The following is a 25,090-nucleotide window of genomic DNA, read 5'->3' on the forward strand; positions in this document are numbered from 1 at the left end:
GCTGGTCGGCCCGTTCGTCCGCCGCGGGCCGGTGGGGGGCTGATCGCGCAGTTCCTCCCCCGGCCTTCGGCCGGGGGTACCCCCAGCGCCCCTGGCGGGCACGGGAACCGTGACGGACCTGTCAGCTCGGTGCGGTCGCCGGCTGCTCGTAGTGGTCGGCGACCACCCGGGCGAGCGCCCCGATCCGGTCGGCGGAAACGTCCTTCGCGGAGAAGTACACATGCCCGCCGACCTGTGCGTACCGGCCGACCAGGGTGAGGTGCCGGGAGAGCTCGGCCGGGTCCTGCCAGGCCGCGGCGGCGCCGGAGGCTCCTGCCTGGTAGAGGGCCTCGCCGATGTAGAGCCGGGTCCCGGACCCCTTGGCCACGCCCGCCCACCAGTCGACCACCTTGGCGTAGTCGGCGGCGGCGTTGCCGATCTGCCAGTACACCTGCGGGACGACGTAGTCGATCCAGTTCTTCTGCACCCATTTCCGGGTGTCCGCGTACAGGTCGTCGTACGTCTCGACGCCCGCGGTGGTGTCGGAGCCGCGGGAGTCGGTGGCGGCGTTGCGCCACACCGCGAACGGGCTGATCCCGAACCGGGTGCCGGGCCGCAGCTTCCGCACCGCGGCGGCGGTCTCGGCGACGAGCTTGTCGATGTTGTCCCGCCGCCAGGCCGATCGGGACGAGAAGCCGCCGCCGTGGGTGTCGTACGCGTCGTCGTCGTCGAAGGTCTGGCCGGCCACCGGGTACGGGTAGAAGTAGTCGTCGAAGTGGACCGCGTCCACGGGGTACTTGGCGACCGCGTCGAGGATCGCCTGCTCCACGAAGGCGCGGACGGCCGGGATGCCCGGGTTGTAGTAGAGCCTGCCGCCGTACGGCACCACCCAGTCCGGGTGCTTGCGGGCCGGATGGGAGGCCACCAGCTTGCCCGGGTCGGTTTGGTTGGCGATCCGGTACGGGTTGAACCAGGCGTGCAGCTGCAGGCCCCTGGCGTGGGCCTCCTCGACGGCGGTGCCCAGCGGGTCCCAGCCGGGGTCCTTGCCCTGGGTGCCGGTGAGGTACTCCGACCAGGGTTCGTGGGGCGAGGGCCAGAAGGCGTCGGCGGTGGGCCGTACCTGGAACATCACGGCGTTGAGGCGGTGGTCGACGGCCTTGTCGAGGAGGGTGGTCAGCTCCTTGCGCTGGGCGGACGCCGACAGTCCGGTGCGCGAGGGCCAGTCATGGTTGGAGACGGTCGCGAGCCACATGCCGCGCATCTCGGTGACCGCCCGGCGGGGCGGCCGTCCCGCCGGCGCGGCCACGCCGGGTGCGGCCGACGCCAGGACGGCCAGGGCCGCCGACGCGAACGCCCTGCGAGACACTCGTGCCATCGTAAGACCCTCTCACTCTCCGGATCCGCGCGAGCACGGATCGCCTCCGCGGCACAGGATGCCCGCACCCGGACGATCGATCATCGATACTTACGGGTAACGTGCTCGAACGGAGCAGGCGCCGGATCCGGAGTCCTGCCGGCCGCTCGTAGATCAGCGAAGGGGACGATGTGACCGACATCGAGAAGGTCGGAGTCGTGGGCTGCGGCCAGATGGGAGCGGGCATCGCCGAGGTCGCCGCCCGCGCCGGTCTGGACGTGCGGGTCGCCGAGACCACCGGCGAGGCCCTGGAGATCGGCCGCACCCGGCTGCACAACTCCCTGGCCAAGGCCGCCGAGCGCGGCAAGATCAGCGAGGCGGAGCGGGACGCCACGCTCGACCGGCTCAGCTTCACCACGGACCTCGGCGAGTTCGCCGACCGGGACCTGGTGATCGAGGCCGTCGTCGAGAACGAGCAGGTGAAGACGGAGATCTTCCAGGTGCTCGACCAGGTGGTGACCCGCCCGGACGCGATCCTGGCCTCCAACACCTCCTCCATCCCGCTGGTGAAGCTGGCCGTCGCCACCTCCCGGCCGGACCACGTCATCGGCATCCACTTCTTCAACCCGGCCCCGGTGCAGAAGCTGGTCGAGCTGATCCCGGCGCTCACCACGTCCGAGGGCACCCTCAGCCGCGCCCAGATGTTCGCCGAGAAGGTGCTCGACAAGCACGCGATCCGCGCCCAGGACCGCTCCGGCTTCGTGGTCAACGCGCTGCTGGTGCCGTACCTGCTCTCGTCCATCCGGATGTTCGAGTCCGGCATCGCGAGCCGCGAGGACATCGACAACGGCATGGAGATGGGCTGCGCCCACCCGATGGGCCCGCTGAAGCTGTCGGACCTGATCGGCCTGGACACCATCGTCTCCATCGCGAACAGCATGTACGCCGAGTACAAGGAGCCGCTGTACGCCGCTCCCCCGCTGCTCCAGCGCATGGTCGAGGCGGGCCGGCTGGGGCGGAAGACCGGGTCGGGGTTCTACACGTACGGCTGATCACACGCGGCTGTCGCATCCCGCCGACTACAGGGAGCGATGCGCCACGGGCCCGGCACCTGCTTCGGTGCCGGGCCCGCGTGTTTCACACTCCGTGTGCGCCCCGGGCACGCATATGCCCTTCGCACACTCTCCCCACGCGCTCACCAGGCGAGTTCACTCTTCATGCGCATGCAAAGGGATGCGGAACCACACCCTCGATCACGCAAAGGAGCGGACTCGTGACCACCGAACCGGAGCATCCCGTGGTCCAAGGAGAACTCGCAGAGTTACGTCGTCGCCTCGATGTGGCCTACGCCCAGGTCGAGGGAGGGCTGAACCTGCTCAGCCACCGCACGAAGGAGACCGCCAAGGAACTGGCCGAGCTCAACACCCGTCTGGCGTCGCTGGAACACGCCCGCTGGCCCCTGCCCTCCCTCGCGGCGCTCACCGCACTGGGCGCACTCGTCGTCACGGTCTGGCAGGCGCTGGCCCACTAGAGAGCCCGTCCTGGTCGTCGGCGAGCCTCATGTGGTGCAGCAGGAGTAACGCGGCCGCCATGTTGGCGGCCGGGACCTCCCCACGGGCGATCATGTCCGGGACGAGCTTGAGCGGGACCCACTCCCGGCGGTCCGACTCGAAGTCGTCCACGGGGTGTCCGACGTACTCGCCCTCGTCGGACCAGTAGATGTGGTGCCGGGCGTCGGTGAGGCCGTTGGACGGCTCCACGGTCATGAGATGGCGCAGGGTTCCCGGCCGCCAGCCGGTCTCCTCCTCCAGTTCCCTGGCGGCCGCGACGGCGATGTCCTCGCCGTCCTCGACGACTCCCGCCGCGAGTTCCCAGCCCCAGCTGCCGGTGATGAAACGGTGGCGCCACAGGAGGAGGACCTCGTCCGCCTCGTTGACCACCGTCGCCACGGCCACGGGCCGCAGCCGTATCAGGAAGTGGTCGAGGTGCCGGCCGTCCGGCAGCTCGACATCAGCGAGATTCACGCTGAACCAGCGGTTTTCATACACGGTTTGTTCGTTCTGTTTCGTCCACTGCACGGTTCTGCCACCTTCCGCCGAGTAAGTGGCAATATCGCAGCAGTGGCTTCGAAGGCCTACCGCGCCTAGAGCGGTACGCGCAGTGCGCCGTCGATCAGCTCGGCGGCCTCGGCGGTTCCGGCACCGCCGCTGCGCACCAGGTGCTCGCGTACCGCGCGGAGTCTGTCGCGCAGGCGCTGCGACTCCATCCCGCGGGCCTGCTCGGCCATCTGCACGGCCGTGGCCACCGCGTTCTCGGCGTTTCCCTGGCGCAGTTCGATGGTGCTCAGCATGGCGAGCCGGTGCACCCGCCCCCGGTCGTGGGCGGGGTTGTCGACGGCGGCCGCGGCATGCTCCCGAGCCGCGGCGAGTTCGCCGAGGCTGAGCAGCGCCTCGGCCACCTGCACGTTGACCAGGCCGGGCTGGACATAGCCGGTCTCGTCAGGCTCGTGGCCGCGCCGGATGCGTTCGGCGGCCGACTCGGCCCGCCGGATGCAGGACAGCGCGCTCGTGCCGTCGCCGAGGTGGGCGTACGCCTTGGCCTGCATCGCGTACAGGTCGGAGGCGAGGGCGGGGGTGATGTGCTTGCCCGCGGTGCGCAGCGCGGCCTCCGCGAAGGCCACGGCCTGCCGGAACTCCCGCATGAACAGCGCCTGGTTGACGAGGAGCGCGATGACGTACGCGCCGAGTCCACGGTCACCGCTGGCCTTCGACAGGCGCAGCGCCTGGTGGAAGTAGCGCTGTGCTAGGCCGTGGGCGTCGGAGTCGTAGGCGCAGATGCCGGCGATCGCCACCAGTCCCCCGGTGGCGCGGTGCAGTTGACGGCCCGTGGCATCCGTGTAGCTGCCGCGCAGCAGCGGTGCCGCCTCGGCGTTGAGGAAGCCGACGATCCGGGTGCGGGTGGCCATGCCGCCGGCCTTGCGGTACATCTGCTCGTAGTGCGCCCGGGCGGCGCGCAGCATCTCCAGGTCGGCCGGGGTGACCCGGTGCCGCCCGCCCCGCGAGACGTCGACGTCCTCCGGGGGGTTCTCCCACTCCCACACCGGCATCACGGCGGGCGTGCCGGTGACGGCGGGGGCGCCGAGTATGTGCGGGCGCTGCTGTTCGTCGGAGCGCCACAGCGCGGTGGCCCGTTCGACGAAGCCGGAGAGCGAGGTGGCGTGCGGGACGCTGGGCTCGCCGGGTACGCCGAGGCCGATGTCGTCGAGGGTGACCGGCCGGTGCAGCCGGGCCGCGAGCACCTCGCAGATCAGGTCGGGCACCTGGCCGCGCGGCCGCTGGCCCTTCAACCACCGGGCGACGGCGGTGTGTTCGTAGCGCAGCGAGAGTCCACGGGCCCGGCCCGCCTGGTTGACGTGGGCGGCGAGACCGGCGTGCGAGATCCCCGCCTCGTCCAGGATCGCGTCGAGCAGAGAGTTGGGCTGCATGGATGCCCCCCGAGTGGCCTGGTCCCGTCAGCGTAGTGCGGGTGCGTTCACACGGGGTGTGAACGGAGTGCGCGAATCCGTAGCGTGCGCGCACTGTCGCGGAGCGTGGCGGGCCGGTTGACTGAACTGCCTCGCAAGAGGCCGGCCGGGCCGCCGGCTCCCCCTCGTACAGTGCGGTGGCCTGGCCGTTGGCTCGGCCGACGGGACTGAAGGGGGCCGTTAGAGGTGATTCGTCGGCTGCGGGTGCGTGGGGGTTGTTCGCGCAGTTCCCCGCGCCCCCAGGAGGGGGCGTTGGTGCTGTCGTTCGTTGCGAAGTACCAGGAGCGCGATGTCGTCGGTGGGGCGGCCGTTGGTGTGGTGGAGCAGGGCGGTGAAGACCGCGCGGAGGATGGCCTGAGGGGAGACCGGGTGGTCCCGGACCGCTCTCCCGAGCGCTTCCGGCAGGGAGAAGAAGTGGCCTCTCGCGTCTCTCGCGTCCTCCGCGCCGTCCGTGAAGAGGACGAGCGACTCACCGTCGAGCAACTGGCCGCAGTCGGTCGCGGTCAGGTCGGTCGGCAGTGGGAAGGGCCCGAGCGGCGGCAGCGGATCGGCCGTCGACAGGGGCGCCACCCGCGTACCGCTCAGCACGTACGGCCAGGGATGACCGCAGTTGATCGCCCGAACCCCGCCGTCCGTCGCGATCTCCAGGAGCAGCAGGGTGACGAACTCCTCGGCGACCGGGCTGTCCGGGTCCTGGCCGCTGGCCGGGTGTTCGGCCTTGGCTCGTTCTCGCAGGTGTCTGGCGAGGGCGCGGTCCAGGCGGCCGAGTACCCGGCCCAGTTCGGGTTCGTCGTGGGCGGCCTCGCGGAAGCTGCCGAGGACGGCGGCGACCGTACCGATCGCCGACAGTCCGTGCCCGCGTACGTCGCCCATCACGACCCGTACGCCGTGCTCGGTGGCGACGGCCTCGTAGAGATCGCCGCCGATGCTCGCGCCCCGGTCGGCGGAGAGCTGGGCGGCCGCCACGTTCAGCCCCGCGAGCCGGGGCGGCAACGGGCGCAACAGCACGCTCTGCGCGGCGCCGGCGACCATGCGGGCCTGCCGCAGCTCCCTGAGCAGGGCCCGGCGGACATGGACTATCAGCCCGGTGCCGACGGCGAAGAACACGGCGCTGGTGACGATCCGCGCGCCGAGCCCGTGCTGCTCGGCCAGCGGGCAGCCGAATTTGTAGCCGACGGCGACGGCGCCCCACACCGTGGGCAACCCCAGGGCGAGGGCACGGCGCCTGGGCCGTGAGGTCGTCCGGGGCCGCCTGCTGCGGGGAACCCCAGCCTTGATGCGGATCATGCCGATGGCCCCCATGTAGGCCCTGACAGAACAGACGGACCGACCCCGAAAGGCCGGTCCGATTCTGTCGACGGCATGCCCCGAAAAGGCCATGTCCGGGTTGGATCTCACCCAAATGAGTGACGATCAACGAGGCTCCCGCATTTATGCAGGTGGCAGCACTTGTAAGCGCCGATCAGGGACGCGCCCCTTCAGGGGCGCTGGGGGCACCCCCGGCCGAAGGCTGGGGGAGGAACTGCGCGACCAGCCACACACAACCCGCAGCCGGCCGACAACAGTCCCCCTTCGGCGACTAGCCCCGAAGCACCGCTCCCGTACGCTCCCCCGCCAGGGCAACGGCCGCATCCCGCGCAGCCGACGCCTCGTCCACGGTCAGTGTCCGGTCCCCCGCGCGGAAGCGGAGCGCGTACGCCAGCGACTTCTTCCCGTCGCCGAGCTGCTCGTCGTTGACATACACGTCGAACAGCCGAATGGCCTCGAGGAGTTCACCGGCACCCTCGCGCAGCGCCGCCTCGACCTCCGCCGCCGGCACCGGCTTGTCGACCACGAGGGCGACATCCTGCGTGGCCACCGGGAAGGTGGAGATGCTCGGCGCCTGCGGCGTACCGTCGCCCACCTGCTCCAGCGCGTCGAGGTTCAGCTCCATCGCGCAGGTCCGCGCGGGCAGTCCCAGCGCCTTGACGACGCGCGGGTGCAGCTCACCGGCGTGTCCGACGACCCGCTCCGCGCCGTCGGCGACGACGACCAGCTCGGCGCACCGGCCGGGGTGCCAGGGCCCGTACTGCCCGGACCGCACGATCAGCTCGGCCCCGGCCTCGCGTGCGACCGCGCGCCCCGCCTCGACCGCGTCGGCCCAGTCGGCCGGACGGCCCTTGCCCCACCAGCCGGCCTGCTCGCGGGCGCCCGCGAGGACGACGGCGACGTGGCGCGGCTGCTCGGGCAGTACGGCGTCGAGCGCGGCGAGTTCCGCGTCGGTCGGACGGCGGTCGACCGGCAGGTGACCGGCGACGCCCTGCTCCGCGCGCGGGAGGAAGACCAGGCCGGTCTCGAACAGCGCCAGGTCGTGCGAACCACGACCGTCGTTGCGGCGCAGCGCGCCGAGCAGCCCCGGCAGCAGCGACGTGCGGAGCGCGGGCTCCTCGTCGTTGAGCGGGTTGACCAGCCGGACGACGCGGCGGGCCGGGTCGTCGGTGGCCAGGCCCAGCTGGTCGAAGACCTGCTCGCTGACGAACGGGTAGTTCGGCGCCTCGACGTAGCCGGCCCCGGCGAGCGCGCGGCCCACCCGGCGGTGCAGGCGCTGCCGGTGGGTCAGGCCCCGGCCGGACGGCGGCTTGGGCAGCGTGGAGGGCAGGTTCTCGTAGCCCTCCAGGCGGATGACCTCTTCGGCCAGGTCGTTCTGTTCGAGCAGGTCGGGCCGCCAGGACGGGACGGTGACGAGCAGCTCGTCCTGCCCGTAGACGTCGCAGCCGACCTCCTGGAGGCGGCGGACGACGGTCTCCCGGCCGTACTCGACACCCGCGACCTTGTCCGGGTGGTCCGCCGCGACCGTGATGGTGTGCGGCGCGGACGGCGCGATGGCCTCGGTGACACCGGCCTCTGCGGTGCCGCCGGCGAGCAGCACCAGCAGGTCGACCGTGCGCTGCGCGGCGGCGGCCGCGGCCTGCGGGTCGACCCCGCGCTCGAAGCGGCGCGACGCCTCCGAGGACAGCTTGTGCCGGCGGGCGGTGCGGGCGATCGCGACGGCGTCGAAGTGGGCCGCCTCGATCACCACGTCGGTCGTGGAGTTCTCCACGTCGTCGTGGTCGGCGATCTCGGTGTTGGCGCCGCCCATGACGCCCGCGAGGCCGATCGGGCCGCGGTCGTCGGTGATGACCAGGTCCTCGGCGTGCAGCTTCCGCTCGGTGCCGTCGAGGGTGACGATCTTCTCGCCCTCGGCCGCGCGGCGGACGCCGATGGTGCCCTGGACCAGCTTGCGGTCGTAGGCGTGCAGCGGCTGGCCGATCTCCATCATGACGTAGTTGGTGACGTCGACGGCGAGGGAGATCGGGCGCATGCCGACCTTCTGCAGGCGGCGCTGGAGCCAGATCGGGGAGCGGGCCTCGGGGCTCAGGCCGCTGACGGTGCGCGCGGTGAAGCGGTCGCAGCCGAGCGGGTCGGAGACCTGGACCGGGTAGCCGAAGGCGTTCGGTCCGGGCACGTCGATCAGGGCGGGGTCGCGCAGCGGCAGGCCGTAGGCGATGGCGGCCTCGCGGGCCACGCCGCGGATGGACAGGCAGTCGCCGCGGTTGGCGGTGACGGCGATGTCCAGGACCTCGTCGACCAGCTCCAGGAGCTCGATGGCGTCCTTGCCGACCTCGGTCTCCGGCGGCAGCACGATGATGCCGTGGGTGCCGTCGTCGCCCATGCCCAGCTCGCCGCTGGAGCAGATCATGCCGTGGGAGGTCCTGCCGTACGTCTTGCGCGCGGCGATGGCGAAGTCGCCGGGGAGCACCGCGCCCGGGAGCACGACCACGACCTTGTCGCCGACGGCGAAGTTGCGGGCGCCGCAGACGATCTCCTGGGGCTCGCCGGTGCCGTTGGCGGTGCCGACGTCGACGGTGCAGAAGCGGATCGGCTTCTTGAAGCCCTCCAGCTCCTCGATGGTCAGCACCTGGCCGACCACCAGGGGGCCCTTGAGGCCCTCGCCGAGCTGCTCGACGGTCTCGACCTCGAGACCGCCCGAAATGAGCTTGGCCTGCACGTCGCGGCCGGTCTCGGTGGCCGGCAGGTCGACGTACTCCCGCAGCCAGGAAAGCGGGACCCGCATCAGATCTCCATCCCGAACGGCCGGGTGAACCGGACGTCACCCTCGACCATGTCTCGCATGTCCTCGACGTTGTGGCGGAACATCAGCATCCGCTCGATGCCGAACCCGAAGGCGAAGCCGCTGTACTTCTCCGGGTCGACGCCGCAGGCGGTGAGCACCCGCGGGTTGACCATGCCGCAGCCGCCCAGCTCGATCCAGCCCTCGGAGGAGCAGGTACGGCAGGGGCGGTCGGGGTTGCCGACGGACTCGCCCTTGCAGACGTAGCACAGCATGTCCATCTCGGCGCTGGGCTCGGTGAAGGGGAAGAAGTTCGGCCGCAGCCGGGTCTTCATGCCGGGGCCGAAGAGCGACTGGACCATGTGGTCCAGGGTGCCCTTGAGGTCCGACATGGTCAGGCCCTCGTCCACGGCGAGCAGCTCGACCTGGTGGAAGACCGGCGTGTGGGTGGCGTCCAGCTCGTCGGTGCGGTAGACGCGGCCGGGGCAGATCACGTACACCGGCAGCTCGCGGTCGAGCAGGGAGCGGATCTGGACCGGGGAGGTGTGGGTGCGCAGCACGACACCGGACTCGGTGCCGCCCTCGGGGCCCTGCACGAAGAAGGTGTCCGCCTCGCCGCGGGCCGGGTGGTCCGGGCCGATGTTGAGGGCGTCGAAGTTGAACCACTCGGCCTCGACCTGCGGGCCCTCGGCGACCTCGTAGCCCATGGCCACGAAGATGTCCTCGATGCGGTCGGACAGGGTGGTCAGCGGGTGGCGGGCGCCGGCCGGGACGCGGTCGTACGGCAGTGTGACGTCCACCGCCTCCTCGACCAGTACCCGGGCGTCACGCTCGGCCTCCAGCTCCTCCTGACGGCCCGCGAGGGCCTTGTTCACCGCGCCGCGGGCCTGGCCGACCAGCTTTCCGGCGGCCGCCTTGGCGTGCGGGGGCAGGGCGCCGATCTCGCGGTTGGCGAGGGCCAGCGGGGAGGTGCCGCCGGTGTGGGCGACCTTCGCCTCCTGGAGCGCGTCGAGGGAGTCCGCGGCGGCGAAGGCGGCGAGCGCCTCGTCCCGCATGCGCTCGATCTCTTCCGGTTTCAAGGCCTCGACCTCTACAGGGTCGTACGACTTATTCGGTGCCGACATCTCTTCCCGTGCTTCCGATTTGGCTGGCGGTGGGTCCCCGAGACCGTTGGTGGGCCGTGAGAAGGACACAAAGGTGCCAAAGGCCGAGTCTAACGGGGTGGAGGTATACGAAGAGCCCGTGGGCCGTCAGGCGAGATACGCCGGCGTGCTCACGGGCAACGTAAATCGGAACTCGGCGCCGCCGCCGGGGGCGCGTCCGACGGTGATGGCGCCGCCGTGGGCCTCGACGATGCCCTTGACGATGTACAGCCCGAGGCCGGTGCCGCCGCGCTTGCTGCCCCGCCAGAAGCGGGTGAAGACGCGGTTCATGGACTCCTCCGGGATGCCGGGCCCCTCGTCGCTCACCGTGACCGACGTGCCGGCTTCCTCGCCTTCGCGCGGGGACGCCGTGGCCGTGATGTCAATGGTGACGGTTCCCTCGCCGTGCCGCACGGCATTTTCGATGAGGTTGCTGAGGACCTGGTCGATCTTGTCGGGGTCGGCCCAGAGCGCGGGCAGCGGCTGCTCGACCCGGAGCAGGAACCGGTCGGCCGGCTGCCCGGCGGCGACGTAGGCCTGGATGTGCCGTCCGACGGCCGCGCCTATGTCGACGGGCTGCCGGCGCACCTCGAGCCGCCCGCTGTCGATCCGCGAGATGTCCAGCAGCTCGGCGATGAGCCGGGTGACCCGGTCGGCGTCGGCGTCGACCGTCTCCAGCATCAGCCGTTTCTGGTCGTCGGTGAACCGTTCCCACTTGGCGAGCAGGGTGGCCGTGAACCCCTTGACGGAGGTCAGCGGCGACCGCAGCTCGTGCGCGACGGTGGCGATCAGCTCGGCGTGACTGCGTTCGGTACGGCGCCGGGCCTCGGTGTCCCGCAGCGACACGACGACACGGCGGACGGGCCCGGTGGGCTCGGCGCGCACGTAGCGGGCCGACACCAGCACCTCACGTCCGCCGGGCAGCAGCAGGTTGCGCTCGGGCTGGCCGACCCGGATGGCGAGACCGCCGTACGGATCGGTGAGCTGCCACCAGCGCCGCCCCTCCAGGTCCTCTAAAGGGAGGGCCTTCTCCAGGCGCTGCCCGAGGGCGTCGGCGGGGGTGGTGGCGGTGATGCGGGCGGCGGCCGCGTTGAAGCAGACGACCAGACCGCGTTCGTCGGCGACCACCAGGCCGTCGGGCAGCTCGTCGGGGTCGATGCCGAGCCCGGTGAGGTCGCCGTGCCGGGGCGCCGGCACACGGCCGGTACCGCGGCCCCCCGGCGCGTTGCTGGTGCCGACACTCATACCCCGTACTCCACCTCTCAGACGGCGCAGCAGGCCCCCGAGCTGGTCACCCTACTAGCTCAGGGTGACGGAACGGCACCCTCCGGAGGCGCGCTGTGCACGGGCCGACGCGTAGAGACATACGGCGGCGGCGGTGGCGAGGTTCAGGCTCTCGGCCTTCCCGTGGATGGGGACGCGCACGACGGCGTCCGCCAGCGCGCGGGTCTCCTCCGGGAGCCCCCAGGCCTCGTTCCCGAACACCCAGGCCGTGGGCCCGCCCATGGTCCCCTTGTCCAGCTCGTCGTCGAGGTCGTCGGTCCCGGCCCCGTCGGCGGCGAGGATCCGCACGCCGGCGCCCTTCAGCCCGGCGACGGCCTGCTCGACGGGGACGCCGACGGCGACGGGGAGATGGAAGTGCGAGCCGACGGAGGCCCGCACCGCCTTCGGGTTGTACAGATCCACGGAGGCGTCGGTGAGTACGACGGCCTCCGCACCCGCGGCGTCGGCACACCGCAGCACGGTGCCGGCGTTGCCGGGGTCGCGGACGTTGGCGAGCACGGCGACGAGCCTGGGGCGGGCGGCGAGGATGTCCTCGAACGGGGCGTCCAGAAACCGGCAGACCCCGACGAGCCCCTGGGGCGTCACGGTGGTGGAGATGTCGGCGATGACGTCCTCGGCGGCGAGGTGGATCCGGGCGCCGGCGGTCCGCGCCTCTCCGATGATGTCGGCGTACCGCTCCGCGGCCTCGACGGTCGCGAACAGCTCGACGAGCGTCGCCGTGTCCCCGACCCGATGCCCGGCCGCCTCCCGCACGGCCTGCGGCCCCTCGGCGAGAAACAGCCGCTCCTTCCCCCGGAAGTTCCGCCGCCCCAGCCGCCGGGCAGCGACGACACGTGCGGAACGGGGGGAGATCAGCTCGGGGGTGGGCATCTTGTCGTTCACCTTCGGAGAGATCGGTAGCTTTCTTACCCGCAGCTGCAGCCGGTTCTCCGGCCGCGGGCCGGTGGGGGCTGGTCGCGCAGTTCCTCCCCCAGCCTTCGCCCGGGGGTACCCCCAGCGCCCCTTACGGGGCGCTTCCCGGCCGTGGCTCTCACAGCTGCGGGCAGTCGTGCCTCCCCCAGAGCCCGAAAGGCCTGGGGGGACCTCCAGGCGGCACGGGTGGGCGCAGCGGCACCCGTCAACGCGGGCGAGTGAAACCGTTGCGCCAACCCAAGGCTCGGCACCGCCGAAATCCGCCGTACCGGCTGAGCGCCGTCGCGGCGGAGAAGAACGAAGTGAGCGGGCGGCAACAGCAGGACCCGCAAGCCATTCAGCCTGCGGGTCCTCAAGTCACGTCGGCCGAAGCCAGCGCAGCGTCACGCCGCCTTGGGGGCGTTGACATCCGACGGCAGCGCCTTCTGGGCCACCTCGACGAGCGCGGCGAAGGCGTTGGCGTCGTTGACGGCCAGCTCCGCGAGGATCTTGCGGTCGACCTCGACGTTCGCCGCCTTCAGACCCTGGATGAAGCGGTTGTAGGTGATGCCGTTGGCGCGGGCAGCGGCGTTGATGCGCTGGATCCACAGCTGACGGAAGTCGCCCTTGCGCTTCTTGCGGTCGTTGTAGTTGTAGACCAGCGAGTGGGTGACCTGCTCCTTGGCCTTGCGGTAGAGGCGCGAACGCTGACCGCGGTAGCCGGAGGCCTGCTCGAGGATCGCCCGGCGCTTCTTGTGGGCGTTGACTGCCCGCTTGACGCGTGCCACTTGTTAACTCCTTGTAGCGGGGCCGCGGTTGGACTCACGCGGCCCGGAAACGACTGGGTCCCGGTACTGCTGACTCAGGCGCCGGCCGGCGCCCGTGTGTCACTTACCGAGAAGCTTCTTGATCTTCGCGGTGTCACCCGGGGCCATCTCGGCGTTGCCGGTGAGGCGACGCGTCACACGGGACGACTTGTGCTCGAGCAGGTGGCGCTTGCCGGCGCGCTCACGCAGGACCTTGCCGGAGCCGGTGACCTTGAAGCGCTTGCTGGCACCGCTGTGCGTCTTGTTCTTCGGCATAGCGCCGTTATCTCCTCGTCGGTGGCGTTCCGGTGCCCGGTCGTGAAACCGGGCACGATGGAACGTCGCTCTTGTATCGGTTACATCCTGGGACTCGCGCCCCTGGTGCTGACCTGGGGCGTTGACCCCGGGATCACGCCTCGGCGGGCTCCTCGGCAGGCGCCTCGGCCGCGTCGACCTCAGCGGCGTTCTGCGAACGGCCGGGGTTGGCCTTCGCATCCGCCTTGCGGGCCTCCTGCGCCTGACGGGCCTCGGCCATCGCCTCGGTCTTCTTCTTGTGCGGACCGAGAACCATGATCATGTTCCGGCCGTCCTGCTTCGGGTTCGACTCGACGAAACCGAGGTCCTGGACGTCCTCCGCGAGCCGCTGCAGCAGTCGGTAGCCCAGCTCGGGCCGGGACTGCTCGCGACCACGGAACATGATCGTGATCTTGACCTTGTCGCCCTGCTTGAGGAACCGGACGACGTGACCCTTCTTGGTGTCATAGTCGTGCGGGTCGATCTTCGGCCGGAGCTTCATTTCCTTGATGACCGTGTGCGCCTGGTTCTTGCGCGCCTCACGGGCCTTCATGGCCGACTCGTACTTGAACTTCCCGTAGTCCATGAGCTTGCACACGGGCGGACGGGCGTTCGCCGCGACCTCGACCAGGTCCAGGTCGTACTCCTGCGCAAGCTCCAGCGCCTTGGCAAGCGGGACAATCCCGACCTGCTCGCCGCTGGGACCGACAAGTCGCACCTCGGGAACGCGAATCCGGTCGTTGATGCGGGGCTCGGTGCTGATGGATCCTCCTCGGTAGCACCACACGGCAGCCTGGCGGGCAGCCGCGTAACGTCTGTTTCCGTAAGACCTAACCGCACCGAAGCAGAAAAAATGCCCCGGACGATCACAGGCGGGGCTCCTCGAACTACCGGAACACCGCCACGAGGATCGCGGGGCGCAGAATCGGACGGAACGCCGTCGCCGTGAACGGCGAAGCGACCGCCTGACCGGTGACCCGCCGCCCGTGGGGCAGTCAGGTGGGAGTTCGAAGCCTCCACTTGTGGGCCGGTTCAGCTAGCTGTGAGGCATACCTGTCCGGCCGGTCGTCACACCAGGCTAGCAGCAAAGCCGGGGCAGGGCTAATTGAGACGACCTGGGGCTAAGTAAGAGGCTCCGCACCCCTGCGCCTATCGTGTGGGGCATGAGTGAGACGCCCCTTCCCGGCCCCGGTGACGCCGGGCAGCCCGACTTCGACGAGATGACCCGCGACATCGCGGAGGTCCCCGCGGTCGAGGTGATCGTGACGGTCGCCGTCAACCTGATGAGCGCCGCGGCCGTGAAGCTCGGTCTGACCGAGGAGGGGGACAAGTACAAGGACCTGGACGAGGCCCGCAAGCTGGTCGCCGCCCTCGCCGGGCTGCTCGACGCGTCCGCGACCGAGATCAGCTCGTTCCACGCGGCCCCGCTGCGGGACGGCCTGAAGTCGCTCCAGCTGGCCTTCCGCGAGGCCTCGATCGTCCCCGACGAGCCCGGCCAGGGCCCCGGCGAGAAGTACACCGGCCCGGTCTACGGCTAGCCGCCGCTCAGTCTCTTCCGTCTCTTACGTACAAGGGCTCGCCCGGAGGCGTGGTCCCGGCCGGCAGCAGTGCCAGGTCGAGGCCGCGCACCAGGCGGGCCCGCAGTGTCCCGTCGGCGGCGAGCCGCTCGGCGACGGCCCGGGCGGCCTCGGCGGGCGGCGCCGCGGCCGGGTCGAGGACCAGCGCCAGCGTCCCGTCGGCCGCCCCGGGCCCGAGGTGGGCGCGGAGCACGGCGGGCTCGGCGGCCACCGCGGCCCGGACGGCCCCGACCACGGCCGGGTCGGCGAGCGGGTCGGTGGTCGTACGCCCCTCGGCGACGGCGAGCAGCGCGGCACCGCTCAGCTCGAACGGCACCGGCCCCGACAGGTCGAGCACCACCGTGTCGGCCTTCTCGTGCGCGGCGGCCTGCAGCGCCTGGTGCAGGGGGACGGCGACGGGCCGGGCCGCCGGGTCCCAGCGGGCCAGCGACTCGGTGGAGGTGAAGGCCGGCAGCGCGGTGCGGTGCCCCGCCTTCAGGGTGGGGACGGCCATGTCGCTGGTCTTCTCGCGGCGCAGTCCGTTCTCGTCCTCCTCGGCCTCGCCGAGCACGGCGACCACCGGGACCAGGAGCCGGGCGCCCCGCAGCGCCTCCAGAACCGGTCCGACGGCGCCGCGGTCCTCGGCCCAGGCGGCCAGCGCGGCGGCCAGCCGGGGGTCGGCCGAGCCGTCGTCGTCGGAGTAGCCGGAGTCGGGAATGTTCTTGTTCGCCACGGTCCCCGACCCTATCGGTGGGATGCTGTTGCGGTTGTGCGGCCCCCGAAACCGGCCCGACACGACTTTCACCGGAATCTCAGATTTCCCTGACCTGCTTCTAACGTCCGACAAACGGCTCGCACAGTCCCCGGCCCGAGCATCGCGGGCATGGAGTCCTCCAGAGCCACCTCAGGATCCCGTCGGGCCCGCCGCCGCGCCCGGCCCCGGCGCCGGGGCCTTCTCTACGTCACCCTCGCCACGGTGGCCGTGGTCGGGGTCACCGCGGCGGGAACCGTGTACGTGAAGGCGCACGCCCGCGGCAGGGCCGTATCCTCGGCGGCGTCGTCGGCGCCGTCCTCCTCGGCCTCGGCGCGTGGGGAGGCATCGGTGGAACCCGTGACGGAGCCGGTCGTGGACCGGGACGCGCTGCTGGGTTCGGCGCTGGGGAAGGTGACCGTGCCGTCCGGGGCGAAGGTCTCGGCGGCCGTCCTCGACCTGGACTCCGGCGACAGCGCGGCCCACGGGGACTCGGCCTTCGACACCGCGAGCATCGTCAAGGTCGACATCCTGGCGACGCTGCTGCTGCAGGCGCAGGACGCCGGACGGCATCTGACGGCGACGGAGAAGGCGTACGCCACGAAGATGATCGAGAACAGCGACAACACCTCGGCGTCCCAGCTGTGGGACGTCATCGGAAAGGCGGCGGGGCTGGACGCCGCGAACAAGCGGTTCGGGCTGACGTCGACGGAGGGTGGCGACGGGGCGCTGTGGGGGCTGACGCAGACCACCGCCGCCGATCAGCTCACCCTGCTGCAGCAGGTGTTCGGGGGCGACTCGAAGCTGAGCGAGGCCTCGCGGGCGTACATCCAGGGGCTGATGAAGACGGTCGAGTCGGACCAGCGGTGGGGGGTCTCGGCCGCCGCCGACGGTTCGCAGTACGCGCTGAAGAACGGGTGGCTGGCGCGGAGCACGACAGGGTTGTGGGACGTCAACAGCATCGGGCGGGTGACGGTGGGCGGGACCGACTACCTGGTGGCCGTGCTGTCGAAGGGGACCGTGAGCCAGGCCAAGGGGATCTCCCTGGTGGAGGCGGCGGCGAAGGCGGCGGTGGGGTCGTTCACGGAGTCCGCGGAGTCTTCTGAGCCGGCCTCTGCTTCGGCTTCGGCTTCGGCTTCGCAGTAGGGGGAGGGTGCGCGGGCTCGCGGGCGGGTGTGGGTGCGTGGGGGTTGATCGCGCAGTTCCCCGCGCCCCTATCGGGGCGCTTCCCCTCGGGGTGTGACAAGAGCTGAGGGTTCTTCAGACAGCTCTGCGGCGGCCTCGCCACAGAACAACCGCCGCCACCAGCAGAACGCCGCCCGAGCCGCCGGCCAGCGGTGCTGCCCAGTCCGTCGCGCTGGTGGTCCCCTGCTCCGGGTCCGGGCCGGAACCGAAGTACTTCTTGCTGTAGGAAGCCGACGTCAGGTTCTGCGTCTTCAGCCTTGCCGCGGCCTTGATGGCGGCCGCCGGGTCGATCATGCCGAAGCCGCGGGAGTCGTCGCGGCCGCCGGCGGGGGCGTCACGGGCGGTGTCCTCCAGGAGTTTCTTGATCTGGGCCGGGGTGAGCCCGGGGTGGGCGGCCTTGATCAGGGCCACGGCACCGGAGACGAAGGCGGACGCGGCACTCGTCCCCCAGCCCTCGTAGTACTTGTGGTCCGGGTCGGCGATGACGATGTCGACGCCGGGCGCGCTGACCGTGGCGTACCAGCGGCGGGTGGAGAACCCGGCGCGGGTGCCGAACTTGTCGACCGCGGTGGCGGCGATGACGCCCGGGTAGGCGGCCGGGTAGGAGATGTGGTCGCCCTTGTCGCCGCCGTTGCCGGCCGAGGCGACGACCACGACGTCCTTCTTCAGGGCGTACTGGATGGCCTCGTCCTCGCTGGGCTCGGGGTGCGCGGAGTCCGAGTCGTCGCCGAGGGAGAGGTTGATGACGTCGGCGCCGTGGTCGGCGGCCCAGCGGATGCCCTCGGCGAGGGCGTTGCCCCGGGTGGAGCGGGCCTTGGCGCGGGCGCTGTCGCCGTCTTCGAGGATGACCCGGACGGGGAGGATCTTCGCCTCGGGCGCGACCCCCATCACGCCGTCGCCGTTGCCGACGCCGTGGCCGTGACCGGCGATGATGCCGGCCATGGCGGTGCCGTGCCGGGCCCAGTCGCGGTCGCCAGGACCGGCGCCGAAGCCGATCATGTCCTTGGCGGCCAGGACGTTGCCGGCGAGGTCCGGGTGGTCGGCCTGGACGCCGGTGTCCAGGACGGCGACGGTGATGCCCTTGCCCTTGGTGGTCCGCCAGGCCTCGTCGAGGTGCAGGGCGGACAGGCCCCACTGCTGGGCGCGGATGCTGTCCGCGTAGGCGGTCGTCGACGGCAGCAGGGCGAGCGAGCCGGCCAGCAGCAGGCTCACCGCGGCCCCGGTCGCGCGGCGCTTCATGAGGGCTTCTCCGTCGCCGTACCGACGATGTTCTGGCGCAGACGCCGTTCGATGCGGTCGGCCAGGCCCTCCGCCTCGTTGCCGAGGCCCGCCTGGGCCGCGGCCGTGGTGGCGCCGGACGCCTCGGCGTCGGCGGCGGGCTGCGGGGTGTCGACGGTGCGGCCGTCGGCCCAGCCGGAGACGGCGTAGGCGACGACCGGGGCGTCGGTGAGCACGGAGATCGTCCAGGATGCGCGCTGGTGCGGGCCGAACCGCTCGGCCGCGGTGTCCTTCGCGGCGTACGGGAGGGGCAGCAGGTCGGTACGACGGTCCAGGCGCTCGCTCGCGAACCGCTTGGCGAGGGCGGTCATGCCGGCCGAGTCGGCCTTGGTGAACAGCAGGCCTACGGTCGTCACGTAGCTCTGGGTGGCGTCGGTGTAGGTGGCGCGGATCAGGCGCTGGCAGCCCACGGGGGCGAGGGCCTTGCGCAGCAGCGGGTCGAAGGCGCCGGAGCAGCCACCGGCCGGGGCGACGGCGATCCGGGTCCAGGTGCGGTCGGCTCCGCCGGGGCCGGCGCCGGTGCCCTGCACGGTGCGCGGGAACAGCTCGTCGACGGGCACGTTGTGCCAGAGGCCGGAGGCGGAGCTGAAGCTGGTCGCCGCGCTCGCGTCACCGCCGTCGTCGACGATCCAGCCGCCGGTCACCGCGCCGCCGATGAGGCCGAGGCCGAGGACCATGCAGGCGGCGGCAGTGGCGGTACGGGGCGCCACGCGACCGGCCAACGACAGCCCCCGCCCCCGCTCGTCGTACCCCTCGGGCTCACCGAAGGTGACAACGGGCCGCTCCCGGCCGGGAGTTCCCGCGGAGGCGCTCCAGGACATCGAGGGGTCCGGGGCGGAGTGGAAGAGGCGGGGCGGCGGAGCGGTGTCGCGGTAGGAAGGCGGAGCGGGGGCGGCAGAGGGCACGGGGGCGGCGGCCGGACGAGCCGGGACCTGGGCGGGAGCGGCCGAGGGCCGTGGCGGTGCTCCCGCCGCCGGGCGCGCGGGACCGTCGACGGCCGGGAAAGCCGTACCGGTCGACGGCGCGTCGGCGGAACGCGGCTGGACCCCGCCGTCCGGCAGCCCCACCGGACGCGGCGGACGGGCGGCGGCGGGGCCACCCGTCCGAGCCGGCGCCTCGGCACCCGAAACACCGGCTGCCGGAGCCACCGTCGGACGCGGCGGGGCGCCGGACGCCGGGACGCCGGTCGGACGCGAGGGCTCGCCGGACGCCGGGACGCCGGTCGGACGCGGCGGGGCGACGGGCGCCGTGGGAACGCCGGTCGACGCGCGCCCCGTCGGGGACGGTGCGGCGCCCGCCGCCGGAGGATTCGCGGGACGCGCGGGGGCACCGGCCGGCGGAGGCCCGGCGGGGCGCGGTGGGGTGCCCGTCGGGCGCGACGGCGCGTCGGCGGACGGCGGCTGGGTCGGCCGGGGTGGCGGTGGGGCGGCCTTCGGGGGTCCCGTGGGGCGCGGCGGGGCGGTCGGGACGGGGAACGTCCGCAGGTGCGGGCTCCACGCGCTGCCCGGGTCCTGCGTGCCGACGGCGGTGGCCGGGTGGTCGCCGCGCGGCGGTTCGAGCCGTCCGGGCCCAGCCGCGCCGGACGTGCCGGACGGGCCCCCGGCGGTGTCGCCCGACGGCGCGGACGGCGTGCCCGGGCGTGCGGGCGACGGCCCTGCGGCGGCACGGCGCTCGTCCGGCTGCGACGACGGCCTCGGCTCCGCCGCCGCGCGGAGGGGACGCGACGGGGCGGCCGGAGCCGACCCGGAGTCCGCGCGACGGGGCGCCCGGGCCGGGCCGTACGACAGCCGGAACGGCGCGGTCCGCCCGGTCTCCCGCCCGGCGGACGCGGGCGGTACGGCGCGGTCCACGTCCCGCTCCGCGGCCGCCTGCGACCCCCCTCGGCCGGTCTCCCCGCCGGTGCCCTCGCCGGAGAACGCGGAGGGCGCCGGTGGCGTGTCCGGGAAGCGGGCCGAGGCCGGTGGTGGGGGCAGGGGTGCGGTGGCGGCGTTCCGGGGCGGCTGCTCCTGTGGGGGCCGGAGGCCGGGGTGGCGGGGCCGAACGATGCGTTCGGCGGACGTCGAGCGGGTGACCGCCCGGTCCCCCGCCCCCTGTTCGGCCTGCCCCACCGCACCGCCCCGACTCGTCCGGTCATCACGACTCTGCTGCCCGCCGGGCCGTCCCGGCAGCTGGTCCTGCCCGGTGGTCCCGGCCCCACCGGTGGATACGTCCGGCCGCCGCGACCGGTTCATCCGGGCCGGCCGGTCGAAGAACCCGGGCCGGTCCGCCCGGCGGGACGCGTCGGCCGGGGCCGGGGTGTCGCCCGGGCCGGTGCCGCCGTTGCCCGGCCGCGCCCGGTCGGGCGTCGGCGCGGGCTCCCCGTTGGGCCCCGTCGGGGTGTGGTCGGGCGAGGGGCGTCGTGGGACGGGGGCGTGCCGCGGTTCGCCGCTCATGCGCCCCCCGTTTCCTCGTGCCCGGGCCAACTTCTCGTACGGGCCGTCGTGCTCCCCGGTGCGAAGGCGTCCGCCCCGGGCACGCATACCCGCACGCGCGGATCCGCATCCCGGCGCGGGTCAGGCGGCCGTGGCGTTCCGCCGTACGTGCGCGTCACTCTACGGGTTGTGCGAGCGCGAACGGCAACCAGTCCGCGGGCCCGCGGCATCTGCCCGGATCGTCCCCCTACCCTGCGGTAATCCTGTCTGGCAGGCTTCGTTCATGACTGCGCGCGCCGCCGACCGGGCCCGTTACGACCGGGCCACCGCCCACCTGGACGCCCCTCTCGCGATCGTCGATCTGGAGGCCTTCGACGCCAACGCGGACGACCTCGTGCGCCGGGCCGGCGGCAAGCCGATCCGGGTCGCGAGCAAGTCCGTGCGCTGCCGCCACCTGCTGGAACGGGTGCTCGCGAAGGAGGGTTTCGCGGGGATCATGTCGTTCACGCTCGCGGAGTCGCTGTGGCTCGCGCGGTCGGGGTTCGACGACGTCCTGCTGGCGTACCCGTCCGCCGACCGGAGCGCGTTCGCCGAGCTGGCCGCCGATCCGAAGCTGGCGGCCGCCGTGACGGTGATGATCGACGACCCGGCGCACCTGGACCTGATCGACGCCGCCCGGGACGGCGGGGGCGAAGTGGTCCGGGTCTGCCTGGAGTTGGACACCTCGCTGAAGCTGTTCGGGGGCCGGGTGCGGGTCGGGGCCCGGCGCTCGCCGCTGTACTCCCCCGCCCAACTCGCGGACCTGGCGCGGACCGTGGTCCGGCGGCCGGGCTTCAAGCTGGTCGGGATCATGGGGTACGAGGGCCACATCGCCGGGGTCGGGGACGACGTCGCCGGCCGGCCGCTGCGCTCCCGCGCGGTGCGGCTGATGCAGGCCACCGCCCGCCGTGAGCTGGCCGAGCGGCGCGGCGCGGTGGTGCGGGCGGTCCGGGCGGTGGCCCCGGACCTGGAGTTCGTCAACGGCGGCGGCACGGGCAGTGTGCAGACCACGGCGGCGGAGGACGCGGTCACCGAGATAGCGGCCGGGTCGGGCCTGTACGTGCCGCGTCTCTTCGACAACTACACGTCGTTCACCGGCCGTCCGGCCGCGCTCTTCGCCATGCCGGTGGTGCGGCGGCCCGGTGTGGGGGTCGTGACCGTCCTCGGCGGCGGCTACCCGGCCTCGGGCGCCGCGGGCCCGGACCGGCTCCCGGTGCCGTACCTGCCCGAGGGGCTGTCGTACGACTCCCAGGAGGGCCCCGGCGAGGTGCAGACCCCGCTGCTCGGCTCGGCGGCGGACGACCTGCTGATCGGCGACAAGGTGTGGTTCCGGCACGCCAAGGCGGGCGAGCTGTGCGAGCGGTTCACGGGGCTGCAGCTGGTCGAGGGCGACCGGGTGACGGCGACCGTACCCACGTACCGGGGCGAAGGTCACACCTTCCTGTGACCGACCGGCCGCTAACCGGCCGGGCGGATCCCGCTGGTGATCTTGTCCATGTCGGCCAGCGGCGGGCCGTCCGGGCCCGCGTCGAAGACGAACCGGACGACGACGGGGGCCGGCATGCCGGTGTCGGAGGGGAAGGCCAGGGACTGGACGTAGCCACCAGGTCCGTCGGCCGTCCGGACCCGCCAGCGCACCAGGTAGCCGTCGCGGCCCGCCACCGCGACCCGGCCGGACTTGACGACCTGGTGGGACCGGATGCCGCCGTAGGGCCGCCGGCCGCCGGGGTCGCGGCCGTAGGCCGCGTCGGCCGCGTCGGGTACGTCCCGTTCGGCGACGGTGCGCGGGGAGGTACCGTCGGCGCTGGCCGCCGTGCGGCTGATGACCTGGCCGTGACGGCACCGGCCGGTGTGGGCCGGGCAGGCGTAGGTGCCGTCGGTGGTCATCACGACGTCGTCCTGGGCGAGGTAGGAGGAGCCGGTCCAGCCGGCCGGGACCGGCAGGGTGATGCCGTTGAGCTGGTCGACGACGAGGGACGGGGGCGCCGCCGCGCTGGGGACGGCGCGGACGGTGGTGTCGGTCCGGCCGCGCGCCTCGTCGGTCCGGAGCACGGTCGCGCCGGAGACTATCGCCGTCGCCAGCACGGCCGCGGCGGACGTCAGCGCGACCGCCCTGGCCCGTCCGGACGCCCGCGCCGCCGGGGTGGGCGGCGCGGGGAGGCCGGACGGGGTGCGCCGGTGCTCGGTCCAGGCCCGTCCGTCCCACCAGCACTCCAGGTGCGGGGCGTCGGGGTCGGGGAACCAGCCGGGCGGCGGCGTCATGCTCACTCCCGCACTGTAGGGCGGGGGCGGGGGGTCCGTACACGGACTCCTAGAGGGGCGTGACGTACGCCCCGGAGATCCCGCCGTCCACCAGGAAGTCGCTGGCGTTGACGAAGGAGGAGTCGTCGCTGGCCAGGAAGGCGACGGCGGCGGCGATCTCCTCGGCCTCGGCGAACCGGCCGAGCGGGATGTGCACCAGGCGGCGGGCGGCCCGCTCGGGGTCCTTGGCGAACAGCTCCTGCAGGAGCGGGGTGTTGACCGGTCCCGGGCAGAGCGCGTTGACGCGGATGCCCTCCCGGGCGAACTGCACGCCCAGTTCACGGGACATGGCCAGAACTCCGCCCTTGGAGGCGGTGTACGAGATCTGCGAGGTCGCCGCTCCCATCCTCGCCACGAACGACGCCGTGTTGATGATGGAGCCCTTGCCCTGCTGCCGCATGTAGGGGATGGCGGCCTTGCAGCAGAGGTAGACGGAGGTGAGGTTGACCTCTTGGACGCGCTTCCAGGCCTCGAGTCCCGTCTCCAGGATGGAGTCGTCGTCGGGCGGTGAGATGCCGGCGTTGTTGAAGGCGATGTCGACGCTGCCGTAGGTGTCGAAGGCGGTCTTGAACAGGGCGTCGACCTGTTCGGCGTCGGTGACGTCGACCTTCACGAAGAGCCCGCCGACCTCCTCGGCGGCGGCTTTGCCGCGGGTCTCGTCGACGTCGGCGCAGACGACGTTGGCACCCTCGGAGGCCAGCCGCCGCGCGGTGGCGAGGCCGATGCCGCTGCCGGCTCCGGTGATGACGGCGGTACGGCCGACGAGCCGGCGGCAGACGATGTCAGAGGTCTCAGAGGTCTCAGGGGTCTGAGCGGTCACTGTGCGGGGCCCTCCGTGCTGATGAAGACGTTCTTGGTTTCGGTGAAGGCGGTGAGGGCGTCCGGGCCGAGTTCGCGGCCGATCCCCGACTGCTTGAAGCCGCCGAAGGGGGTCCAGTAGCGGACGCTGGAGTGGGAGTTGACGGACAGGTTGCCTGCCTTGACGGCCTGGGAGACACGCAGGGCGCGGCCGACGTCACGGGTCCAGATCGAGCCGGAGAGGCCGTACTCGGTGTCGTTCGCGAGGCGGACGGCGTCGGTCTCGTCGTCGAAGGGAAGGACCACGGCGACGGGTCCGAAGACCTCCTCGGCGGCCACACGCGCGCGCGGGTCCACGCCGGTGAGGACGGTCGGCGGGAACCAGAAGCCGGGGCCCTCGGGGGCCTTGCCGCGGATGCCGGGCGCGTCGGCGTCGACGTACGAACGGACCCGTTCCAGCTGGGCCCTGGAGATCAGCGGGCCCATGTCCGTCTTCTCGTCCGCCGGGTCGCCCACGGTCACGGCCTCGATGGCGGGGGCGAGGAGCTCCAGGAAGCGGTCGTACACGGTCCGCTGGACGAGGATGCGGGTGCGGGCGCAGCAGTCCTGGCCGGAGTTGTCCAGGAAGGACATGGGGGCCGCTGCCGCCGCGGCCTCGATGTCGGCGTCGGCGAAGACGAGGTTGGGGCTCTTGCCGCCGAGTTCGAGGGTGACGCGCTTCACCTGGTCGGCGCAGAGCGCCATGATGCGCTTGCCGACGCGGGTGGAGCCGGTGAACACGATCTTGGCGACGCCCGCGTGTTTCACGAGCGCCTCGCCGGCGATGTCGCCGCGGCCGGGCAGCACCTGGAAGAGGTGCTCGGGAAGGCCTGCCTCCAGGGCGAGTTCGGCGAGGCGGAGGGCGGTGAGCGGGGTGGTCTCGGCGGGTTTGAGGACGACCGCGTTGCCGGCGGCGAGGGCGGGGGCGGTGCCCCAGGCCGCGATGGGCATGGGGAAGTTCCAGGGGGCGATGACGCCGACCACTCCGAGGGGTTCGAGGAGGGTGACGTCGAGGCCGCCGGGGACCGGGATCTGACGGCCGGTCAGTCGCTCCACTCCGCCGGCCGCGTAGTCGAGCAGGTCCCGGACGTTGCCCGCCTCCCAGCGGGCGTTGCCGACGGTGTGCCCGGCCTCCCGGACCTCCAACCGGGCGAGCTCCTCCTGGTGTTCGTCGACAATGACGGCGAACCGGCGCAGCAGCCGGGCCCGTTCGCCGGGCGCGAGCGCGGCCCACCGCTCCTGGGCCCGCGCGGCCCGGCGGACGGCGGTGTCGACGTCCGCCTCCACGGCGCCGGGGACGGTCGCGATCACCTCCTCCGTGGCCGGATTGAGGACGTCGAGTTCGTACTGCTGTGGTTGCGACAAGGGG

Annotated in this window: 22 protein-coding genes; 5 read left to right on the forward strand and 17 right to left on the reverse strand. The window is 72.6% G+C overall.

Features of this window, described 5'->3' with window-relative positions; all coding sequences use genetic code 11:
* Window positions 1–121: 121 nt before the first annotated feature.
* Complete coding sequence (locus ACFY0K_RS26255; RefSeq protein ID WP_390641906.1) at window positions 122–1,354, reverse strand: glycoside hydrolase family 10 protein; 1,233 nt, start codon at window positions 1,352–1,354, stop codon at window positions 122–124.
* Window positions 1,355–1,524: 170 nt separating this feature from the next.
* Here ACFY0K_RS26255 and ACFY0K_RS26260 point away from each other — a divergent pair, with 170 nt between their 5' ends.
* On the forward strand, window positions 1,525–2,385 hold the full coding sequence (locus tag ACFY0K_RS26260) for a 3-hydroxybutyryl-CoA dehydrogenase (protein ID WP_390641907.1): 861 nt from the start codon (window positions 1,525–1,527) through the stop codon (window positions 2,383–2,385).
* A 221-nt stretch (window positions 2,386–2,606) separates the two neighbouring features.
* On the forward strand, window positions 2,607–2,864 hold the full coding sequence (locus ACFY0K_RS26265; protein WP_390641908.1) for a hypothetical protein: 258 nt from the start codon (window positions 2,607–2,609) through the stop codon (window positions 2,862–2,864).
* Here ACFY0K_RS26265 and ACFY0K_RS26270 read toward each other — a convergent pair.
* The 10 genes from ACFY0K_RS26270 to infC all read right to left on the reverse strand — a co-directional run bounded on the left by ACFY0K_RS26270 (window position 2,836) and on the right by infC (window position 14,150).
* Window positions 2,836–3,411, reverse strand: coding sequence for an NUDIX hydrolase (locus tag ACFY0K_RS26270; RefSeq protein ID WP_390641909.1), 576 nt, complete (start codon window positions 3,409–3,411; stop codon window positions 2,836–2,838). The two genes, ACFY0K_RS26265 and ACFY0K_RS26270, sit on opposite strands and share 29 nt — an antisense overlap.
* A gap of 65 nt (window positions 3,412–3,476) precedes the next feature.
* Window positions 3,477–4,817: a transcriptional regulator gene (locus ACFY0K_RS26275; RefSeq protein WP_390641910.1), complete on the reverse strand. Its 1,341-nt coding sequence runs from the start codon at window positions 4,815–4,817 to the stop codon at window positions 3,477–3,479.
* A 219-nt stretch (window positions 4,818–5,036) separates the two neighbouring features.
* Window positions 5,037–6,143: a PP2C family protein-serine/threonine phosphatase gene (locus ACFY0K_RS26280; protein ID WP_390641911.1), complete on the reverse strand. Its 1,107-nt coding sequence runs from the start codon at window positions 6,141–6,143 to the stop codon at window positions 5,037–5,039.
* A 292-nt stretch (window positions 6,144–6,435) separates the two neighbouring features.
* Window positions 6,436–8,949, reverse strand: a complete 2,514-nt coding sequence (gene pheT / locus ACFY0K_RS26285; RefSeq protein WP_390641912.1) for a phenylalanine--tRNA ligase subunit beta — start codon at window positions 8,947–8,949, stop codon at window positions 6,436–6,438.
* Window positions 8,949–10,070, reverse strand: coding sequence for a phenylalanine--tRNA ligase subunit alpha (gene pheS / locus ACFY0K_RS26290; protein WP_352366386.1), 1,122 nt, complete (start codon window positions 10,068–10,070; stop codon window positions 8,949–8,951). Before pheS ends, pheT begins: the two co-directional genes overlap by 1 nt.
* A gap of 126 nt (window positions 10,071–10,196) precedes the next feature.
* The gene (locus ACFY0K_RS26295; RefSeq protein WP_390641913.1) at window positions 10,197–11,333 is read right to left on the reverse strand and encodes a sensor histidine kinase; all 1,137 of its coding nucleotides are present in this window, start codon (window positions 11,331–11,333) and stop codon (window positions 10,197–10,199) included.
* A gap of 54 nt (window positions 11,334–11,387) precedes the next feature.
* A complete protein-coding gene (locus ACFY0K_RS26300) occupies window positions 11,388–12,242 on the reverse strand; it encodes a TrmH family RNA methyltransferase (protein ID WP_390641914.1) in 855 nt (284 codons plus the stop codon).
* A gap of 425 nt (window positions 12,243–12,667) precedes the next feature.
* A complete protein-coding gene (gene rplT / locus ACFY0K_RS26305; protein ID WP_006141703.1) occupies window positions 12,668–13,051 on the reverse strand; it encodes a 50S ribosomal protein L20 in 384 nt (127 codons plus the stop codon).
* 99 nt (window positions 13,052–13,150) lie between these two features.
* Entirely contained in the window at window positions 13,151–13,345 is a 195-nt protein-coding gene (gene rpmI / locus ACFY0K_RS26310) for a 50S ribosomal protein L35 (RefSeq protein WP_046726698.1), read from the reverse strand.
* Window positions 13,346–13,478: 133 nt separating this feature from the next.
* On the reverse strand, window positions 13,479–14,150 hold the full coding sequence (gene infC, locus ACFY0K_RS26315) for a translation initiation factor IF-3 (protein WP_351704168.1): 672 nt from the start codon (window positions 14,148–14,150) through the stop codon (window positions 13,479–13,481).
* Between the two features lie 376 nt (window positions 14,151–14,526).
* Here infC and ACFY0K_RS26320 point away from each other — a divergent pair, with 376 nt between their 5' ends.
* Window positions 14,527–14,901: a DUF1844 domain-containing protein gene (locus tag ACFY0K_RS26320; protein WP_352366393.1), complete on the forward strand. Its 375-nt coding sequence runs from the start codon at window positions 14,527–14,529 to the stop codon at window positions 14,899–14,901.
* A 7-nt stretch (window positions 14,902–14,908) separates the two neighbouring features.
* Here the strand turns inward: ACFY0K_RS26320 and ACFY0K_RS26325 are convergent, their stop codons facing one another.
* The gene (locus ACFY0K_RS26325; protein WP_390641915.1) at window positions 14,909–15,652 is read right to left on the reverse strand and encodes an SseB family protein; all 744 of its coding nucleotides are present in this window, start codon (window positions 15,650–15,652) and stop codon (window positions 14,909–14,911) included.
* A gap of 150 nt (window positions 15,653–15,802) precedes the next feature.
* On the opposite strand from ACFY0K_RS26325, the gene ACFY0K_RS26330 reads away from it, so the two are divergent.
* Window positions 15,803–16,816 carry a serine hydrolase gene (locus tag ACFY0K_RS26330; protein WP_390641916.1) on the forward strand — a complete coding sequence of 338 codons (1,014 nt, stop codon included), beginning with the start codon at window positions 15,803–15,805 and terminating at the stop codon, window positions 16,814–16,816.
* A 114-nt stretch (window positions 16,817–16,930) separates the two neighbouring features.
* On the opposite strand, the gene mycP is transcribed toward ACFY0K_RS26330, so the two are convergent.
* Together mycP and ACFY0K_RS26340 are read right to left on the reverse strand one after the other, a co-directional pair.
* On the reverse strand, window positions 16,931–18,094 hold the full coding sequence (gene mycP / locus ACFY0K_RS26335; RefSeq protein WP_390641917.1) for a type VII secretion-associated serine protease mycosin: 1,164 nt from the start codon (window positions 18,092–18,094) through the stop codon (window positions 16,931–16,933).
* Window positions 18,091–20,565, reverse strand: a complete 2,475-nt coding sequence (locus ACFY0K_RS26340) for a hypothetical protein (protein WP_390641918.1) — start codon at window positions 20,563–20,565, stop codon at window positions 18,091–18,093. Before ACFY0K_RS26340 ends, mycP begins: the two co-directional genes overlap by 4 nt.
* Window positions 20,566–20,827: 262 nt before the next feature.
* On the opposite strand from ACFY0K_RS26340, the gene ACFY0K_RS26345 reads away from it, so the two are divergent.
* Complete coding sequence (locus tag ACFY0K_RS26345) at window positions 20,828–22,030, forward strand: amino acid deaminase/aldolase (protein ID WP_390641919.1); 1,203 nt, start codon at window positions 20,828–20,830, stop codon at window positions 22,028–22,030.
* Between the two features lie 11 nt (window positions 22,031–22,041).
* Here ACFY0K_RS26345 and ACFY0K_RS26350 read toward each other — a convergent pair whose 3' ends face one another.
* The 3 genes from ACFY0K_RS26350 to ACFY0K_RS26360 are packed head-to-tail and all read right to left on the reverse strand — an operon-like array spanning window position 22,042 to window position 25,086.
* Window positions 22,042–22,845: a DUF2510 domain-containing protein gene (locus tag ACFY0K_RS26350; RefSeq protein WP_390642071.1), complete on the reverse strand. Its 804-nt coding sequence runs from the start codon at window positions 22,843–22,845 to the stop codon at window positions 22,042–22,044.
* A gap of 49 nt (window positions 22,846–22,894) precedes the next feature.
* Window positions 22,895–23,704, reverse strand: coding sequence for a 3-oxoacyl-ACP reductase (locus ACFY0K_RS26355; RefSeq protein ID WP_382724108.1), 810 nt, complete (start codon window positions 23,702–23,704; stop codon window positions 22,895–22,897).
* Window positions 23,701–25,086, reverse strand: a complete 1,386-nt coding sequence (locus ACFY0K_RS26360; protein WP_390641920.1) for an aldehyde dehydrogenase family protein — start codon at window positions 25,084–25,086, stop codon at window positions 23,701–23,703. The genes ACFY0K_RS26355 and ACFY0K_RS26360 overlap by 4 nt, the downstream gene beginning before the upstream one ends.
* Window positions 25,087–25,090: the final 4 nt, after the last annotated feature.

Source organism: Streptomyces sp. NPDC001507 (genome assembly GCF_042894765.1).
Taxonomy (GTDB): Bacteria; Actinomycetota; Actinomycetes; order Streptomycetales; family Streptomycetaceae; genus Streptomyces.